General features: G+C 39.6%; 21 protein-coding genes and 1 pseudogene. 14 read left to right on the forward strand and 8 right to left on the reverse strand.

Annotated elements, in window-relative coordinates; translation table 11 throughout:
• Positions 1-95: 95 nt before the first annotated feature.
• Positions 96-359, reverse strand: a pseudogene (locus V7K55_RS23135) (hypothetical protein); the annotation flags it as partial.
• A gap of 126 nt (positions 360-485) precedes the next feature.
• Between V7K55_RS23135 and V7K55_RS23140 the strand changes: the two are divergent.
• The 9 genes from V7K55_RS23140 (at position 486) to urtE (ending at position 9386) form a co-directional block, all read left to right on the forward strand.
• Positions 486-1631, forward strand: a complete 1146-nt coding sequence (locus V7K55_RS23140; RefSeq protein ID WP_334835007.1) for an NAD(P)/FAD-dependent oxidoreductase — start codon at positions 486-488, stop codon at positions 1629-1631.
• A gap of 193 nt (positions 1632-1824) precedes the next feature.
• A complete protein-coding gene (urtA, locus tag V7K55_RS23145) occupies positions 1825-3141 on the forward strand; it encodes an urea ABC transporter substrate-binding protein (RefSeq protein ID WP_334835008.1) in 1317 nt (438 codons plus the stop codon).
• A gap of 125 nt (positions 3142-3266) precedes the next feature.
• Positions 3267-4427, forward strand: coding sequence for an ABC transporter permease subunit (locus tag V7K55_RS23150; RefSeq protein ID WP_334835010.1), 1161 nt, complete (start codon positions 3267-3269; stop codon positions 4425-4427).
• A 31-nt stretch (positions 4428-4458) separates the two neighbouring features.
• Positions 4459-5577: an urea ABC transporter permease subunit UrtC gene (gene urtC, locus V7K55_RS23155; protein WP_334835050.1), complete on the forward strand. Its 1119-nt coding sequence runs from the start codon at positions 4459-4461 to the stop codon at positions 5575-5577.
• Complete coding sequence (urtD, locus tag V7K55_RS23160; RefSeq protein WP_334835011.1) at positions 5552-6298, forward strand: urea ABC transporter ATP-binding protein UrtD; 747 nt, start codon at positions 5552-5554, stop codon at positions 6296-6298. The genes urtC and urtD overlap by 26 nt, the downstream gene beginning before the upstream one ends.
• A 398-nt stretch (positions 6299-6696) precedes the next feature.
• A complete protein-coding gene (locus V7K55_RS23165; protein ID WP_334835012.1) occupies positions 6697-7407 on the forward strand; it encodes a hypothetical protein in 711 nt (236 codons plus the stop codon).
• Complete coding sequence (locus V7K55_RS23170) at positions 7404-8087, forward strand: HEAT repeat domain-containing protein (RefSeq protein ID WP_334835014.1); 684 nt, start codon at positions 7404-7406, stop codon at positions 8085-8087. Before V7K55_RS23165 ends, V7K55_RS23170 begins: the two co-directional genes overlap by 4 nt.
• A gap of 5 nt (positions 8088-8092) precedes the next feature.
• On the forward strand, positions 8093-8626 hold the full coding sequence (locus tag V7K55_RS23175; RefSeq protein ID WP_334835015.1) for a hypothetical protein: 534 nt from the start codon (positions 8093-8095) through the stop codon (positions 8624-8626).
• Between the two features lie 61 nt (positions 8627-8687).
• Positions 8688-9386: an urea ABC transporter ATP-binding subunit UrtE gene (urtE, locus tag V7K55_RS23180; protein WP_334835016.1), complete on the forward strand. Its 699-nt coding sequence runs from the start codon at positions 8688-8690 to the stop codon at positions 9384-9386.
• Here urtE and V7K55_RS23185 read toward each other — a convergent pair.
• The gene (locus V7K55_RS23185) at positions 9349-10089 is read right to left on the reverse strand and encodes a hypothetical protein (RefSeq protein ID WP_334835017.1); all 741 of its coding nucleotides are present in this window, start codon (positions 10087-10089) and stop codon (positions 9349-9351) included. The genes urtE and V7K55_RS23185 overlap by 38 nt on opposite strands.
• Positions 10090-10118: 29 nt before the next feature.
• A complete protein-coding gene (locus V7K55_RS23190; RefSeq protein ID WP_334835018.1) occupies positions 10119-10901 on the reverse strand; it encodes an ABC transporter permease in 783 nt (260 codons plus the stop codon).
• A 149-nt stretch (positions 10902-11050) separates the two neighbouring features.
• Here V7K55_RS23190 and V7K55_RS23195 point away from each other — a divergent pair, with 149 nt between their 5' ends.
• The 3 genes from V7K55_RS23195 (at position 11051) to V7K55_RS23205 (ending at position 12898) form a co-directional block, all read left to right on the forward strand.
• Complete coding sequence (locus V7K55_RS23195) at positions 11051-11662, forward strand: DedA family protein (RefSeq protein ID WP_334835019.1); 612 nt, start codon at positions 11051-11053, stop codon at positions 11660-11662.
• A 76-nt stretch (positions 11663-11738) separates the two neighbouring features.
• A complete protein-coding gene (locus tag V7K55_RS23200) occupies positions 11739-12362 on the forward strand; it encodes an exopolysaccharide biosynthesis protein (RefSeq protein ID WP_334835020.1) in 624 nt (207 codons plus the stop codon).
• An 11-nt stretch (positions 12363-12373) separates the two neighbouring features.
• On the forward strand, positions 12374-12898 hold the full coding sequence (locus tag V7K55_RS23205) for a hypothetical protein (RefSeq protein ID WP_334835021.1): 525 nt from the start codon (positions 12374-12376) through the stop codon (positions 12896-12898).
• Here V7K55_RS23205 and V7K55_RS23210 read toward each other — a convergent pair.
• Entirely contained in the window at positions 12895-13452 is a 558-nt protein-coding gene (locus tag V7K55_RS23210; RefSeq protein ID WP_334835022.1) for a hypothetical protein, read from the reverse strand. The two genes, V7K55_RS23205 and V7K55_RS23210, sit on opposite strands and share 4 nt — an antisense overlap.
• 131 nt (positions 13453-13583) lie before the next feature.
• Here V7K55_RS23210 and V7K55_RS23215 point away from each other — a divergent pair, with 131 nt between their 5' ends.
• On the forward strand, positions 13584-14174 hold the full coding sequence (locus V7K55_RS23215) for a thioredoxin family protein (protein WP_334835023.1): 591 nt from the start codon (positions 13584-13586) through the stop codon (positions 14172-14174).
• A gap of 53 nt (positions 14175-14227) precedes the next feature.
• Here V7K55_RS23215 and V7K55_RS23220 read toward each other — a convergent pair whose 3' ends face one another.
• The 3 genes from V7K55_RS23220 to V7K55_RS23230 all read right to left on the reverse strand — a co-directional run bounded on the left by V7K55_RS23220 (position 14228) and on the right by V7K55_RS23230 (position 16574).
• The gene (locus V7K55_RS23220) at positions 14228-15439 is read right to left on the reverse strand and encodes a sensor domain-containing diguanylate cyclase (RefSeq protein WP_334835024.1); all 1212 of its coding nucleotides are present in this window, start codon (positions 15437-15439) and stop codon (positions 14228-14230) included.
• A 559-nt stretch (positions 15440-15998) separates the two neighbouring features.
• Positions 15999-16229: a DUF6737 family protein gene (locus V7K55_RS23225; RefSeq protein WP_334835025.1), complete on the reverse strand. Its 231-nt coding sequence runs from the start codon at positions 16227-16229 to the stop codon at positions 15999-16001.
• A gap of 156 nt (positions 16230-16385) precedes the next feature.
• Positions 16386-16574, reverse strand: coding sequence for a hypothetical protein (locus tag V7K55_RS23230; protein ID WP_334835026.1), 189 nt, complete (start codon positions 16572-16574; stop codon positions 16386-16388).
• A gap of 172 nt (positions 16575-16746) precedes the next feature.
• Here V7K55_RS23230 and cobO point away from each other — a divergent pair, with 172 nt between their 5' ends.
• Positions 16747-17424, forward strand: a complete 678-nt coding sequence (gene cobO, locus V7K55_RS23235; protein WP_334835027.1) for a cob(I)yrinic acid a,c-diamide adenosyltransferase — start codon at positions 16747-16749, stop codon at positions 17422-17424.
• 8 nt (positions 17425-17432) lie between these two features.
• Here the strand turns inward: cobO and V7K55_RS23240 are convergent, their stop codons facing one another.
• On the reverse strand, positions 17433-18131 hold the full coding sequence (locus V7K55_RS23240; protein WP_334835028.1) for a hypothetical protein: 699 nt from the start codon (positions 18129-18131) through the stop codon (positions 17433-17435).
• Between the last annotated feature and the right edge of the window lie 367 nt (positions 18132-18498).

Genomic DNA, 18498 nt, shown 5'->3' on the forward strand with positions numbered 1-18498 from the left:
TTCTCAATAAAAACAGTTATTTGGCTGCGATCGCAGCCCTAAATAGGTGATTTAGTACCCGAATTTTAAGCACCTCACAAAATCGCATTGCTCCCACTCGGACGGAGGTTTTCATCATAAAATCGCTCTACGCCCAAACTCAAAAATCCATCTGGCACGATTGGCGGTAAATCTGGATCGTAATAAACACCCATATCTACGCCAAAAAACCAATCCATACGTTCTGGCCAAGCCATCGCTAGGGTAGCTTTAAGTAAACCGGGAATCAAATCTTGTAATTCATTATCCACAGGGGTATCATCAGAGTCTGGTAGTTCCTCAGATGAGGGCAAACAAGCTAATGGATCGTAATTTAGCATGATGAGTTTAGTGTTTTTCGGTGATTAGTGCATCTTTATTTTATTAATGAATCGCGATCGCAATTTCAATGAGAGAATCTGGATCTACAGCAAGCGATAGACTCTTTAGTAATTCGTAATTCATATATGAAAACCTATGACTGGATTGTGGTTGGCGGTGGAATTGCGGGTGCTGCACTCGCTTATGAATTAGTCAAAACAGGTTTTGCTGTACTTTTATTGGAGCAATACCAAACACCACAGAATGCAACTCGCTATAGTTATGGTGGGCTTGCTTATTGGTCGGGGAATACGCCACTAACTCGGCAATTGTGCGAAGATGCGATCGCGCGTTACCATATCCTATCTCAAGAGTTAGACGCTGATATCCAGTTTCGGGAATTAGATTTATTACTGACTATTTCAGCCGCTAATGACCCAGAAGCAACGGCTGCATCATATAATGATTCTGCCATCCCACCTCGTTTACTCAGTATCCAAGAAGCTTGTGAGTTGGAACCACTGCTAAATCCAGAAGCGATATCTGGTGCTTTAACTGTTAAACACGGTCATATTCACCCAGAAAAAACAGCACTAGCTTACATCCAAGCTTTTCTGCGGGCTGGCGGTGAAATGCAGATTACCCAAGTATTACAAGTACTGCAAGATGGTGTAAAAACCACAACTGCAACTTTCCACAGCGCGAACGTTGTCATCTGTGCAGGTGGACTCAGCCGCCAACTACTAAAATCTGCTGGTATTCCCATCAAGCTGTATTTTACCCACGCAGAAATCATTGAAACCCCACCTGTGGATGTGGAGTTACGCACCTTAGTTATGCCAGCGAATCAGCAACGGTTTCAACTAGAAGCTGAATCTACTCAAGTTGATAATTTGTGGGATGGACTAGGTAATGAGTTAGTACCACCGATTTTAGATGCGGGTGCGATTCAATTTCAAGATGGTAGTATCCGCATTGGTCAAATTAGCCGTGCGATCGCAGATCCTCATGCCAAGGTAAACTCAGAAGATAGTGAAAAGTGGCTGCGAAGGAGTGTTGGTCAAGTTTTACCAGCTTTAGAGAATTTACCAGGAACTTGGCATCATTGCTTGGTGGCATTTAGTAGCGATCGCCAGCCGTTGATTGGTACTATCCCAGGATTTGACAGCATTCATTTCTTCTGGGGATTCAGCAGTCCTTTGGTGATTATACCACCTTTAGCAAAGCGCTTTGCTAACTTTGCTTCTGGCAAAAAAGATGAAATTATTCTCCAGCTATCTATTCATCATTGACAATAATTTCAGAAGACCAAGCTTAACAAAGATTAACATTGCAAAGTTATTTTTTTATTACAAAAATCAGACATTTTGTATAAGCAGTAACTTTTTGCTAGTAAACTATCGCACTATCATCACATTTTAAAGTTTGATATTGTCAACTTTCTATGAAGTTAGTTGATTCATCAAGAGGAAAATTTATCAAGATATGAGAAGACAATTTAACAGACGCAAGTTTTTAATCTACGGTTCTCTAACTTTTGGAAGCAGCTTTTTTATCAAAGCTTGTGCGAATAATTCCCCAACTGTTACAGAGAGTCCAGTTACGTCTCCTGCTGGAACTCCTGCTGCGGCTACTTCTGGTAACACCATCAAAGTAGGTATTTTGCACTCTCTGAGTGGTACGATGGCTATTAGTGAAAAAAGCGTTGTCGATGCTGAAAAATTAGCAATCAAGGAAATTAACGCTGCTGGTGGTATCTTAGGTAAACAAATTGAAGCAGTTACCGAGGATGGTGCTTCTAACTGGGATACTTTTAGAGAAAAGGCAACTAAGCTAATCGATCAAGATAAAGTTGCTGTAGTTTTTGGTTGCTGGACTTCTGCTAGCCGTAAAAATGTGAAGCCAGTATTCGAGAGCAAAAATCACATGCTCTGGTATCCTGTACAATATGAAGGACAAGAGTGTTCTAAAAATATTTTCTACACTGGTGCTGCACCAAATCAACAAATTGAGCCATCTGTTGATTGGTTGTTAAAAAATAAGGGTAAAGAATTCTTTTTAGTTGGCTCTGACTATGTTTTTCCCCGCACTGCTAACACAATTATTAAAGCTCAATTAGAAGCTTTAGGCGGGAAAACAGTTGGTGAGGATTATTTACCTCTTGGCAACACAGAAGTTACACCTATCATTACTAAAATAAAACAAAGTTTGCCCAATGGTGGCGTGATTTATAACACCCTAAATGGTGATAGTAATGTTGCTTTCTTCAAACAATTAAAAGGGGCTGGATTGACACCAGATAAATATCCCTCTATGTCTGTAAGTATTGCTGAAGAAGAAGTCAAAGCCATTGGTGTAGAATATCTCAAAGGTCATTATGCAGCTTGGAACTATTTCCAAACAGTAGACACACCTGCTAATAAGAAGTTTGTTGCAGCTTTCAAGAAAGAGTACGGTGAAAATCGGGTAACAAATGACCCAATGGAAGCAGCATATATTGCAGTTTATTTGTGGAAGCAAGCAGTAGAAAAAGCTGGGACTACAGACATAGCGAAAGTAACTGCTGCGGCTTATGGTCAAACTCTAGATGCACCTGAAGGTAAGGTGACAATGGGTGCTAATCATCACATCTCTAAAATTGTGCGGATTGGTCAAGTTAGACAAGATGGTTTATTTGATATTGTCTATGCTACTCCGACAGCAGTTGAACCAGTTCCTTGGAATCAATTTGTAAAAGAGACTAAAGGATTTGCTTGTGATTGGTCTGACCCTGCTAAAGGTGGTAAATACAAGAAAGTTTAAATAATTCGTAATTCGTAATTCGTAATTAATTACCGATTACGAACTCTCAGAAATAGTAGGGTGTGTTATGGCTTTAGCCTAACGCACCATAAGATAATTCTAAATAACGCTGATTAGGGGAAAAAGTGTTAACAGGTTTTTTAGAAGCTGTATTTAATGGCATTAGTATTGGCGCTGTATTATTAATTGCTGCATTGGGATTAGCCATTATATTTGGATTGATGGGTGTCATCAATATGGCACATGGTGAGTTGATGATGTTTGGGGCTTATACAACTTATGTTGTGCAAAATGTCTGTAAGCAATTGGGTGGAGTATGGTTTGAAGTCTATATATTTTTAGCTTTGATTATCGCTTTTATTTTCACAGCAACTGTGGGATTAATTCTAGAAAGAGGCGTGATTCGTTATCTCTATGGACGACCATTAGAAACTCTCTTAGCAACTTGGGGAGTAAGTTTGATTTTTCAGCAGTTTGTTCGCAGCGTAAATTGGGTTTTGATAATTGGCATAGCTATATTTTCTCTGTTATTTTTTGGGGGTTTATGGATTTTAAATTCCCGCACTGATTTGGGAAGAGTTCGTAACTGGATTGTGACGGTGATATTTTTCCTATCGCTGGGGGTGACAATCACAACGGTAAATTTATTGAGTCAAACTTATAAGTTAGCAGTGACTCAACCTTGGTTTGGCGCTCAAAATGTGGATGTAACAGCACCTACTTGGTTACAAGCAGGGATGTCTTTGGGTGGTGTGCAATTGCCTTTTGCTAGGTTATTTATTATCGCTTTAACAATAATCTGTGTAGCAGGAATTTATTTATTTTTACAACGTTCAAGCTGGGGTTTAAGAATTCGGGCTGTGACACAAAACCGGAGTATGAGTGCTTGTTTGGGTATCCCAACTCAAAAGGTTGATGCGATTACTTTTGCACTAGGTTCTGGTTTAGCTGGTGTGGCTGGATGTGCGATTAGTTTACTCGGTTCGGTGGGGCCAAATACGGGACAAAACTATATTATTGATACTTTTATGGTTGTTGTCGTTGGAGGTGTGGGTAATTTAGCCGGGACGATTGTGGCTGCTTTAGGTATTGGTACAGCTAATTTTTTAATTGGTTCTGGGACTCTGGCTTTGTTGTTTACTCCTGTGAAGCCTTTGGCTGATTTCTTTACTTTTTTTGCAACGACGAGTATGGCGAAGGTGATGGTATTTGCACTGATTATTGTGTTTTTACAGTGGAAGCCTGGGGGGATTTTTCCGCAGAAGGGACGTACTGTTGATGTTTAAACGAACCGCAGAGACGCAGAGGACGCAGAGAATGAGGAGGAGGGGAGGAGGGTTATTAATTGAGGTGGGGGTGGTGGTTGCGATCGCACTCTTCCTTATAATTGTTATGCCACTGCTACTGTCGGAGTTTCGCCTGAATTTGTTGGGGCGATTTTTGTCGCTGGCGATCGTGGCTTTGGGTATCGATTTGATTTGGGGGTATACTGGTTTATTAAGTTTGGGACATGGTATTTTCTTTGGTTTGGGTGGATATGCGATCGCAATGTACCTAAAACTGCAAGTCCCGACTGGTGAATTACCTGATTTTATGGGACTTTATGGGGTTACAGAACTTCCCGCGTTTTGGAAACCTTTTTATTCGTTTCCGTTGACAATAGCTGGTGTGGTACTAATTCCAGGTTTATTGGCGGGATTATTGGGATATTTGGTTTTCCGTAATCGCCTCAAGGGAGTTTATTTTTCTATCTTGACTCAAGCGGGAACTATTGTATTTTTCAACTTCTTTAACGGTCAACAACAGCTTTTCAACGGTACGAATGGACTGATAGATTTTACAACTTTGTTTGGGGCAACGGTCAGTGATGCGAAAACGCAGTTTGTTTTCTACACCCTAACGGTAGTGTTTCTCGCAATCACCTACGGTATTTGTCGCTGGTTGACAACTGGACGCTTTGGCAGATTGTTGATAGCGATTCGTGATGATGAAAGTCGGGTAAGATTTTCTGGCTATGACCCTACAGATTTTAAGGTGGTAGTGTTTGCAGTTTCAGGTGCGATCGCAGGTATAGCAGGAGCATTCTACACCATTCAGAGTGGTTCTGTCTCACCCAGAGCAATGGATATTGCCTTTTCCATTGAAATGGTGATTTGGGTAGCTGTAGGCGGACGCGCTACTTTAATTGGCGCAATTGTCGGAACTTTGTTAGTCAATTATGCCCGGACTTTTTTAAGCGAACAATTTGCAGAAATCTGGCTATTTTTCCAAGGCGCACTATTTTTGATAGTTGTCACAGTCCTTCCTGACGGCATAGTGGGATGGTTGCGTAGCCAGAATATTTCTCTTTTCAACCGCCGTCAAGAAATTTCTACATATCCCACCTTGGAAGAAGACCCCGAAGTGCAACATGAACGCGAAAATATTGGAAACTGAAAACGTAACTGTTAGTTTTGACGGTTTTAAGGCGTTAAATCAGCTTAACTTTAGCATGGATGTGGGTGAATTGCGCGTAGTAATTGGCCCCAATGGTGCGGGAAAAACAACATTTCTAGATGTGATTACCGGAAAAGTGCAACCAACCGTTGGGCGAGTTTTATTCAAAGGAAGAAATCTGCGTTCTTTACCTGAATACAAAATTGCGCGATTGGGAATTGGGCGCAAGTTCCAAACACCTCGAATTTACTTAAATTTAACGCCTCGTGAAAATTTAGAAATTACCATTAACAAGAAGAAAAATGTCTTTTCTACTCTGTTTGAGCGTTCTAATGCTGTTGAAAAGAATAATATTAAAGGATTGTTAGAAACCATCGGTTTAACTCTGAAGGCTGACATCAGAGCAGGTTTACTTTCCCACGGAGAAAAGCAACGTTTAGAAATTGGGATGTTAGTAGCACAATCACCTGATTTATTACTTGTTGATGAACCGGTTGCGGGTTTAACAGACGAAGAAACCTATAACATCGGTGAATTACTTTTAGTACTAGCGCAAAGTCATTCAATCTTAGTAATTGAACACGACATGGAATTTGTGCGTCAAATTGCTAAGAAAGTAACAGTCTTACATGAAGGTTCCGTACTGTGTGAAGGGAATTTTGAAGAAGTGCAAAATGACTCTCGTGTTATTGAAGTATATCTGGGAAAACAGGAAGAATAAAAAATTCGATAACTTCTCTTCTCCTGTCGGAGACGCTACGCGAACGTTAAACTGGGCTAACGCACTTTTTATTTGCCGAGTACTAACGTCTTTATGTCCTGGGTCAGTATCGCCAGGAGAGTGTGGTATATATTTTCTAGGTAGAGTTAAAGACGTTCCACGTGTAATCTATTCTACTTTCTGCTTGTAAAAATTTTGTTTGAGATTCCTGTTTGCTTAGTAAATATTCAATTAGCTTCTTTACCTAGCGTTCGCAGCAAGTTACATTAGAGGTAGTGACTATAGGAAAGTGTAGGCGCTTGTGAATGCTAAAGCCTTGAGTATTTAATGTTTATATGTCTGAAGCAAACATTGCTGATCGTTTTGACCTTACGAAATGGAAAACCGAAAGTCTAAGGATGACAGCGTTCCTTAGTCCAGGATCTACGATTACCCAACAAAACTGGTGGGAAGAGATTTGCGGCTCTCCTCCAGAAGTTAGAAGTTCTCAGCCAAGAACAGGAGTACAGCAGGATGAAGGTTCATTTGGAGACGGGAATACACAAGGAAGTTTAATTCTTGCTGTTCAGCCTTCCCGAATTGATTGGTTACTGGCTCTAGGGGTCGCTCCAACTACTTTTGAGTTTCTGTCTGTTGTATCGTTTTCAGAATCAGTAAACTCTTTTACAGAACTGATGAATCGCTGGCTCAATATAACCCCCAATCTGCAAAGAATAGCTTTTGGTGCTAACCTATTACTTCCTTTTGAGGATGTAAAACAAGCATACGAATATCTACCGGCCTATTTTCCATTGAATAAACTTGACCTTAAAAATGCAGAAGATTTTAATTACCGAATCAATCGCCCTAGAAATGTTGATGATATCCCTGATTTAAAGATTAATCGTCTTTCTACTTGGAGTGTAATGACTTTCACTACATTTCAATTGACAAATACAGGGAGTTACACTTCTTCTTCAACTCCATCCAATGTTGCTATTCGTCTAGAGTTAGATATCAACACTACTACAGATTTCTCTGGTGAACTGTCTAAAGATAAGTTACCAGAAATCTTTGCTCAATTGGTTGAATATGCAAAAGAAATTGCTCTCCAAGGAGATATTTTATGAATTACGATACTAGCACTTTGACGGGTTACGATAATTCAACAGATATAACAATAGCTACTTACTCAGATAGGATAAAGTCAGCAAATATAGTTATTTCTTCAACAAAATCTACTATTAATTTAACCAGTAAAGCAAAACAATTTACTTTTATTCAAAAAGCGACAGGAGCGACTAAAGATCCTAAAATAGAGCAAAATACGCTTATCTATCTAAAGTATTCAGAGAATTCTACTCAGCATGAATTAAATAATCGTTGCTCAGAAATTATCTATTCAGAACTAGAGACTTTATTCATAGCTGGCAAAGAAGAGTATTTTGAAGACGGTTGTGAAAGTAATTTTTCAAGAGGTTTGGTTTCTTGCATCCAAAAGTATGGAAATGATGCGATAGAAGCCATCACTTGTTTTATTGTCTATGAAAAAATTAGTCCTGAAGTCGCATCTGAAGCTTTACGGTGGCTAGGTGAAATTAATCACCCTGAGTCTTATAAGTTTCGACTATGGCTTTTAGAGCGGAGTCTTAACTGCCCATCTTCGAGAGTGCGAGATGGAGCTATTTTGGGGTTGTCATATTTAAACGATCCTCATGCTATTACTTATCTTGAGCAAGCTATAGAACAAGAAAAAGTTATGGAACTTCGGGAAGATATGAAACAAGTATTAGCACAACTTAAAAGGTAGAGTTAGTGTCATTTTTACTGAGAAAGGTGCGTAAAAATAAATGGTATAAAACTGAAACTATTGGTTGGTTATTACCAGGAGAGTTTCAATCTGATCCTTTAGGTGACTTAGCTACAACAGGAAATAAATTATCTGTTTATCGTGTTGAGGATAATTGCTCAAATTTAGAGCGTGTAGTAGCAGCCCTCGCAGCAAATTGCGATAGAATTGCAAACTTTGACTATGTTCTATTTCAGGAAACAATTCTCAAAGATATTAGAATTAAAAGTGAGCAGACAAAAGGTGAGACCCCTGATGAAACAGTTAATAATTGCCATCTTGACCTTATAGAACTTTCTGCTTTTAGATTGGTAGATTTGGCTAAACAGGTGCTAGATAGAGGGGAAGTAAAGCGTTTTTTAGTCCGAGAGGTTACTAATTTTTTAGCAGACAGCATTCAGAAAGGGTACATAAACAAAGCTAAAATATCCTTAAATCCGAAAGATAAAGAAAAAATTGATAAACTTATTCAGTCTAATTCAACGTTTAATAGCAATTAGTTGTTATCGTAATTCGCTCAACGCTTAATCAATCTCCCTCTCTGCGTCTTTGCATGAACTAATGCTACAAATTTCTAACCTCAACGTTTACTACGGTGAAAGCCATATTCTCCGCAATGTAGATTTAAGCGTACCATCTGGGCAAATGATTTGCCTGATTGGACGCAATGGCGTGGGGAAATCTACATTACTCAAAACAATTATGGGTTTACTCAAACCCCGTAGCGGTACAATTAAGTTAGATGGAGAATTAATTAACTCAAAATCTCCTGACCAAAGGGCAAAGTTGGGAATCGGTTATGTTCCCCAAGGGCGAGAAATTATCCCCCGGTTGACAGTCAAAGAAAATTTGCTGCTGGGGTTAGAAGCTAGACGCAAGCTAGTTAAAAAAGCAGAAATTCCAGAGGAAGTTTTTAGCTTATTCCCAGTCTTAAAAACCATGCTTTCTCGGATGGGTGGCGATTTGAGTGGGGGACAGCAGCAACAATTAGCGATCGCACGTGCTTTAATGGGAGAACCTCAATTACTCGTCTTAGATGAACCCACTGAAGGTATTCAACCCTCCATCATCCTCGAAATTGAAGCCGCAGTCCGTCGCATCGTCGAAACCACAGGCATTTCTGTTTTATTGGTAGAGCAACATTTGCACTTTGTCCGTCAGGCTGATTACTATTACGCCATGCAAAAAGGCGGTATTGTCGCCTCCGGTTCCACATCTGAACTCAGCCAAGATGTGATTCAACGATTCTTAGCTGTTTGATTTGGGATATTTCTATATCAATTGTGTCAGAAGCAATCAAGTCTGCTGCTTCTTGTAAAAGCTCATGGTGTTCCTTTTGAATTACTTCCAACCGACTAGAAATTTCTGCTAATCGTTGTTGTTTATTTGGTTGAAAATTTTCCGGTGGTAAAGCTGGTAGGATATCAGTTGTTTTAGCAGCCGTAATTTTTTGAACACCAAAACTGCCAACTTTAGCTAAGGATAGAAAACTAACTTTAATCAAAGCCAGAAGCAATTTTAACGGAACTTGGAGTATTGACCAACTAGCTGTTTCAATCAAGCGGACAATTGCTTTGATGATGCTCCAGATTAAAGCAAGTGCAAACAGCAAAATCACTATACTAATAATTGGGTGATTAGTCGCCCAACCGAGTATTTGCACTAACCGAAAAAATATCGGGTGTTGTGTCAGCCAATCGCTTACAGAAGATGTCATTGCATCTTTAACTGCTCCCGATGTTGTACTTTTAAATTTATCAGCAGTTTGCCAAGTTTGCTCTAAGCTTGTTGTAACTGTATCAATTGCTTTATCAGTTGTTGTAGTTGCTGTTGCCTTCAAAGATTCCCCAGCTTGCTGTGCTGAGTTACTTAAAGAGCTAACATTTTCACTGACAAAATCTTTTACATTTTGCAAGCGTTGTAAAACTCCGTTAGGCAAATCTATGTCTATTTGGGATTCCATAAAACATTATTACCGAGGTTGAAATCTCTCTAACTCGAAGCACTCGTATAAGACCGCAACGCAAACCGCCAAAACCAAGTAGAAGCGAAAAACAATGCTAATGCTAATATTACCGCACCTATCAACCAGCTAATTTCACTTCGACCCAGCAACGCTTGCGCTGGTATTGTAGTTAAAAAAGCTACTGGCATCACAAAAGTGAAGAAAAAGCGGTAAGCAGTGGGATATGCTGCGATGGGATATCGTCCAGCTTCCAGCAAACCACGCAGTACTTCGGTAGTATTGTATACTTTTACGAACCAAATACTCATCGATCCCAGCAGAAACCACAGGCTGTATAAAATTACGAAGCTGAACAACAACGGCACTATACCAAGTAGATAGCCGTTTATCCCTACACCAAGGCGTTTACCTGCATAGCCAATAATAATACAACCAAAAAGAATATCTGGTAGTCCCCAAGGTGAAAGGGTATGAGTGGAAAGCCAGAACTGACTGGGGATAGGCTTTAATAAGATAAAATCTAAAGTGCCTTCCTGGACATGGCGGACAATGCGATTCAAGTTCGACGCTAAAAAAGTCGCAGAAAATCCTTGTAGTAAGGTAAAAATTCCTAAAACTACTAAAGCTGCTTCCCATGACCAGCCACTAAAAGTATAGCCAGTGCGGTAAAACAAAAATAGTCCAAAGAGGCTACCCGCAAGATTTCCTAAGCTGGTGAGGACAGCAATGAAAAAGTTAACACGATATTCCAACTCAGCTGCGATCGCAGCACCCCAAAATAATCTTAGTACTTTCAAATATCTTCCCATTTTGCACCTATAACCCAAAATGTGCCATCTGTCACTATCTTTCTAAAGATTACACAAGAAATTTACGTAATTTTAATATTACTTTTTATTCAGGAAAATTGCTAAACGTTAAGATGTGGTGGATATATTGTTGAAAGCTAAAAAATTCTATGCATTTAAATTTACCAGACCTAATTACAAAAATTGGCTACTTTGGGGTATGGGCAATTATCTTTGCGGAATCTGGCTTGCTAATTGGTTTTTTTCTGCCGGGAGATAGTTTACTATTTACTGCTGGATTCCTCGCATCTGTTCCAGAACCCGTATTTAACATCTGGGTTCTGATTTTTGGTTCTTTTGTTTGTGCAGTCCTTGGTGATAATGTTGGCTATGCTACAGGATACAGATTTGGCAGAAAGTTATTTCAGAAAGAAGATTCATGGTTGTTTCATAAAAAACACCTGGTAAAAACCCAGAATTTTTATGACAAGCATGGCAAGAAAACGCTAGTTTTGGCGAGGTTTACACCAATTATTCGCACTTTTGCGCCGATTGTGGCTGGGATTGGTGCAATGCATTATCGGACATTTCTTTCTTACAACTTAATTGGTGGCTTTCTTTGGACATTCGGCATCACTATCTTAGGATTTTTCTTAGGAAAATCTTTGCCATCTGAACAGGTAGATAAGTATTTGTTACCAATCATTGGATTAATTATAGTTATTTCTTTAGTGCCATCAATGATTCATGTAATCCAAGAAAATAGAGCCAACAAAAGTTAAATTATTTTTTGGATTTGGATTGTGTATAGATATTAGGTATATTTGTTTACTTAATATTGCTAAATATTGGTGATGTATGGCTAAACTATCTAACGAACTACAACGCTATTTTTTTGAAGAAGAACGGCCAGCAAAAGTGACTTTGGCAGAGATTCTATTGTTAGCGCAAGAAAGAATTTTTGGATTTTTGCTGATTATCCTATCTCTACCTTCCGCTTTGCCTGTTCCAGCACCGGGATATTCAGTTCCTTTCGGCATCCTAATTTTTCTGTTAGCGATACAGTTAATCGCTGGTGCTAAAACCCCCTGGCTACCCAAGCGGATGATGAATCATCCTATCCAACTCAAAACAGTTCAGGGGTTTTTGAAGGCAGGGATTCCTTGGTTAAAAAGAATTGAAGCGATCGCTCGTCCTCGTCTAAGCTATATCTGTACTACTTTACCCGGTAGAGTGACCATTGGTATAGCGATCGCTTTGATGGGAATTTCCATGATGATTCCGATTCCAGGAACTAATACCCTGCCAGCAATGGGAGTTTTCGTAACCAGCTTTGGCTTATCGGAAGATGATGGCGCTATTAGCCTGGGTGGTTTGGTAATGTGTGTGATGGGGGCAGTTTTGACTACTTCCATACTATTAGCGTTGATTTGGGGAGGTTCTAGTCTTCTCGACATTATCAAGACTTGGCTAGGTCGTTAAATTGCAAAAATATGGCTATCAACCTGTATCTGTTCCTAGAAAATCTCCTCTTTTTCCTCATCGCCACACTTTTTATTGTGGTTGTGAATTGGGGATGGAAACACGCAAAGCCTTATACTCTACCTTTACCATTTCCCGATTGGTATAAAATTTGGTTCGGCTCAGTGCAAGTGCTAGGAGGATTGCTGCCATTAGTAGTGATGCTATTATGGGGTGTATGGTGGGGCGATCACACTGTCTTGACTGTGCTTGGTTGGTATTTTATTGTACTAGGGTTGCAAATCATCTCTGAGAGAGTAACACTCAGGCAGTTGCAAAATGTCGTGTGGGTAATGGTTCCTTATATATACTTGCCTTACCGCTTCTGGCAGTTATATGAGGGTTTGACACTTTTGGATTCAAAAAGCGAGTCGGTATGGGTACGATATTTATTGATTTTTGAATTAGTACTGTGGATTGTTAACTACGCCATAGATGTTTCTCAATTGCCACGGCTGTTTCGTTGGGAAGTACAATCAAACTCTGATGTTAGTTAGGGATTAATCGCAGAATTAGCCATTTTTATTAAAGAAGTGCGATCGCCAGCTTTCAAACCAACAACATATTGCACACCCTTTTGTCTCCAAGTCAAGGTAGCATCTGAGCAACCAGCACCACAAGTAAAATCTACAAAATAGCCAGTGAATCCCTTCGCTAAGGACACACGTTTCCCAGTCAGACCAGGTGTTTTGCGGGTTACAGCTTCAGCCGTAACCGCGCCCAAACGACAAGCAGAAGCACCATAACAATCGGGAGTGAAAGCTAGTGAAATCTCGTAGTTTTTTGGCGTAGCAGTTTCTATATTTGCGTAAATTGGATTTTCCCCATCCGACTCAGGAATAAACTTCGGTAACAGAATCCGAATCTGAGTCTTTTGCTTTAATTTGGGCAGGATAGATTTAAAAACTGGATTTAGCTGGGTTTTACTCTGCTGTACTATCAGTTGGGACTGATTGTTTATATTGGCTATTGCTGACTTTTGAAAGCTGCTAATGCTGACTAATAAAAATACGCCACACACAGCACTGATATTTCTCAAGCTTAAAATCATCTTTGATAACCTATCTTATCTAAAATCTTTATTTGTAATACCCATTTTGAGGATCAAATTACGTATTAAAGAGCGCTTGGAGTCAGCTAGACTAAAGAAGAAATTACTTAATAAGTTTTAATAATTCTGTTATGAGTACTGATTCACCTGTTAATTCCCCAAATAAGCCTGAATCTCCATTTGGGAAGCGTTTGAGAAACTTCTTAATTGTAATGGTAGCGATCGCACTGAGCGTTTCCCTCGTCTTAGGATTGCGAACTGAAACGACCTCGGCAACCCTCGCCAAGTTAAGCGAATCGTCCACACCGCTAGAAGCAGCCGTCAGCAACGGCAAACCATCTCTAGTAGAATTTTATGCTGATTGGTGTGCTGTCTGTCAGAAAATGGCACCAGATATCATTCAACTGGAAACAGAGTATGCTGACAAGATGAATTTTGTCATGCTGAATGTAGATAATACCAAGTGGCTGCCAGAGATGTTGAAATATCGGGTAGATGGGATTCCCCATTTTGTATTTTTGAGTCAGCAAGGAGAAACCATCGCCCAAGCGATCGGCGATCAGCCCCGCACAATTATGGCTAGCAATTTAGAGGCTTTGGTTACAGGTTCATCTCTGCCTTATGCTCAAGCTAGCGGTAAAGTTTCCAAATTTTCAGCCCCAGTCGCACCAACAACTAATCAAGATGATCCCCGTAGTCATGGTAGTCAAGTGGTGAATTAGTAAATTTTATAAGATGTTTTGCATAAGTCTTAGCAATGTCCCAATTCCCAACATTAAACAACAGATTGCCGCTTGAGACGCTTATGAGCGTACATTAATTCGTCAGACTTAGCGATTAATTGTTCTAGTGACATATTGCTTTCTGGTGAGTAACACTCTATCCCCATACTCATCGAAAGTTCATAGCTACGGTTTTGCTGTTGATTAAAGTTGGCAATATTTACTTGTAGATACTCTTGAATGCTATCTGCATCCTTAAAGTAGCTGGAGATGAAAACAATGAACTCATCTCCACCCAAGCGAGCAACAATATCCGAGTTCCGAAAAGTTTGCTTGAGTAATTGACCAGCATCAATAATCAAGGCATCTCCTATCTCATGACCAAGGGTATCGTTAACCTGTTTTAACCCATCTAAATCAATGAAAATAACCCAGCACAACAATCTCATCCGGTGAGCAATTTTTAACTGTTGTTCAGCCATCATGAAGAAACCACGTCGATTATGCAAACCTGTTAGATCGTCGGTCAGCGATAACTTCCTTCCTTCTATCTCTGATTGTTTGCGGTTGCGAACTTCCTGAATAAGTTCCATCTGAGCGATCGCTTGCCGACTTAGGCGGCGCAGTGCATCTAACTGCTGGTAACTTAGCTGACGAGGAACGGTATCCATGACACATAGCGTTCCGACAGACAAACCATCGGGCGTAACTAGTGGCGCACCAGCATAAAAACGAATTTTGGGATTACCTTTGACCAAGGGATTGTTAGCAAAGCGATCGTCCTTCATGGCGTTGGAAACCACTAATATATCCTCTGGTTGCAGAATGGTCTGAGAGCAAAAAGCCGACTCTCTGGGTGTTTCCCGAACTTTTAGTCCAATTTTAGATTTAAACCATTGGCGATCGCCATCCACTAAGCTAATTAGAGCAATTGGAGTCTTACAAATGTAAGCAGCCAGAGCAGTTAGGTCATCAAATGCTTGTTCGGGTAGGGTATCTAGAATATTGTAATCTGCTAATGCTTTGAGCCTTTCTGCTTCATTTTCAGGTAGAGGAGCAACTGGCATTTTCACAGATGAGTATCTGAGCCAAAGCCTGAAAAGTTTGGTACGCTGGAAATTTTGCAATAACCGCAGGGTTAACTTTCCAGCATCAAGGCTGTGTGATATAAACATCTCTGCAACAAAAATCAACATTTGGTTCAATATACAGAAATATTGTATTGCATGATGTTCTTCATGCCTTTGGTTTGCTCTATTGTTCATATCACCCTAACTTTCACTGTGCAAATTCCCTGAGTATGTAGATGCTTACAAGGTCTTGTGCCCAAAGCCAGGTTAAAAATAATCGAGATCGACCAAAAATTATCAAAACTTATTATACTGTCAGTGTTGCTGTAAAAACTTGATATTTTTAATACTACCAACTTGTATAGATGCAAAGGGTTAATTTGCCAGTGTGGAAGTTGGCAGAATCTGCGTCAATAACAGCTGTATCTGATTCTGCAATCAGTATCTCAGGGGCATTTTCAGTCTAACTAGCAGCATTCTCTGTGACATTGGCAGAAGCAGCAACGTTACAGCCGTAGAATCACAGAGATGAAGAAACGCAGAGATGGGAAGACCAGGTTCGTAGGTAACTCCAAAAAATAAATTATCCCAATTTCTAGACTTAACACGATTATTCCTCCCCCTGCTCCCTGCCTACAAAGCGATAGGATATTTTTTTAGTTGGAAGTCCCGTAGTTCCTGAGTGTAGCATTGCAATGTGCTGAGGATAATTTTCTCTCTCTGGAGGAATTTCCATTAACATATCAGGCTAAGATTAGTCTTTATCCGACTCCAAAATCCCACTACGAATCATTAGTTGTGGCCAAAACAACACAAAAAATCCCATCCATGTCACTACAGGGATAGAAACAAGAACTGTTAGCCAGATAGTTTTAAATAGCAACCAGCTACCACTAATTAGTGTTACACCCGTCAAAACTATAGACCAGGGCTGACACCACCAAGGTTTGTAATTCCAAGGACTTATAGGCTTTTGTTCAGACATTAATTTTATTTAATAAAACTCCAAATTTTTCTTTAACTATTTTTAGCGTAAACTAGCTACTTGGCTTCCGAATTTGAATGCGATCGCTATCAATATTATCAAGGTTTTGGTAAAATTTGTGAGAAATATATATAACAGTGCTGATTTACAGTCAGGTTAAAGGTTCACTGGTTCTGCTTCCAGCTTCTCGGCTCTGTTTTTCAAGATGGTTGGTAATTCGCTATTGAAAGCTTCACCTTCAACTACTTGCGATCGGAATATACTGGTAAAGTGCTTTAATGAACATATTAAATTATTTAAAATAGTAATATTAAATTCAAATTTTAAGTTCAGCTTGTATATCATATAGTTTTATATACTTGTCTGCAAATCATGTAAAAAAAGCTAACACCGGATAAATATCTTTCTATAAAATCTTACTGGACATATTCAATTATGTGATTTAGCTGGAATCAAATTATAAATAGAATTTCGATTCATTGGCAAAAGTTTTAACAATTATTTCTAGAAGAAGTTGATGAAAAACGATACACCACAAGAATTAAACCAAGACAAAGAAATTGGACGCTTGATTGATGAGGTAATGTCTTCATCTCTGACTGATGAGCAGTACCGCAAGAAGATGCAGCGACGCAAAGAAGTACAAGACAAGCGCATAGCAGAAGCCGTACCCGAAAAAGGATTAATTATTGTAAATACTGGTAACGGTAAAGGTAAAACTACTGCGGCTTTAGGGATGGTGTTACGATCGCTAGGTCACGGGTATAAAGTAGCGATCGTTCAATTCATCAAGGGAAGTTGGGAACCTTCAGAAAAAAGGGTTTTCAGTTCTTGGGAAGACCAAATAGAATTTCATGCAATGGGTGAAGGCTTCACTTGGGAAACTCAAGACCGCGATCGCGATCTTGACAAAGCTAGCGCCGCCTGGGAAAAATCATTAGAATATATTCGCAACCCAGACTTTCATCTGGTGTTATTAGACGAAATCAATATCGCCCTCAAAATGGCTTACTTACCATTAGAGGAAGTTTTAGCGGGTTTGGCGCAAAAACCAGCTAACAAGCACGTTATTCTTACAGGCAGAGGCGCACCTGCTGGTTTAATTGAGCGGGCTGATCTCGTAACCGAAATGACTTTAGTTAAGCACCCTTTCCGCGATCAAGGCGTTAAAGCGCAACCAGGAATTGAGTATTAACTTAAAGATTATTTACACATTTGCAATGTGCGGCGATCGCTAGCTGTGATGGAATTTAACTGATAAAAGTCTTGCAGAGCCAGTGAGTAAGGATAACTGCTGAACTCATCTTCACTGACTTGAGGTAGTCTATTGTTTGCAGCTACCTCGTTTGACTGAGCAGAATTGGCTTCATTTGACGAACTATTAACCGTCATCGCCAACTCTCCTGATTGGCTAAGTGTACCCTGAAAACAATTAAACTCTGAATGAGGCATATACAACGCACCAGTTATCTTGTCCTGCTGCTTTTGAAATATAATGTAACCTTGACCAAGCTGGTTTGATTTTGGGGATTGACCATAGAGATAAACCCCATCTTTTACAGGAAAATTCACTTTTGGTAAAACTTCTGCGCCTGTAGCGCCCTGAGAATCTGGAACCAGTGCTGTGGTTGTAGGGAGTGTTTTTCCGCTCTTATGCATAAAAACCCCTCTCTCTCCAGCAGCCGCTCTCTGTTGACTTCTTTCTTCTCTAACTCTTCTTAGCTGCGACAAAAGGGAGTTTTCGGAGGTTTTCTGAAACTGAGCCGATGATAATGAAGAATGTGTAACCGATACAACTTGAGTCTGCTTGCCTATAAAGCCCAAACCGAGAAGTAAGCCTAAGCCCGCTAGGGAAATTCCCCACTGGCGGGGAGATAAGAACTGATAAAGGTTGTTAAGCACCCTACTTCTCCTGTTAAAAAATCAACTAAGTTTTTTAGAACTTACTTAAACTATAACCAAGTCTTAATTGTCAAAGACTTTGTTCACGACTTATATTACTATTGTCCAAAAAATAAAACTGTCAAAAACTAAAGTTTTGATTTAATCTAGCTCAACAATCTTAGATTACCACCAGTTAGGGAAAGTAGAGCAGTCTAAACAATTAAAGGTTCGTAGTAAGGGCTGAAGCCCTATTTTACGGACTAAAGCCCTTACTACAAAGCAATTTAATTGACTTTACATTATTTAACATAGCTTAATTTATTAGATTCATCCTATTGGGTGAGGTTAATCAGAAATTAAATCTTCTCAATCAATATCGGTTTTG

This window comes from Nostoc sp., assembly GCF_036919895.1.
In the GTDB taxonomy this organism is placed as follows: domain Bacteria; phylum Cyanobacteriota; class Cyanobacteriia; order Cyanobacteriales; family Nostocaceae; genus Nostoc.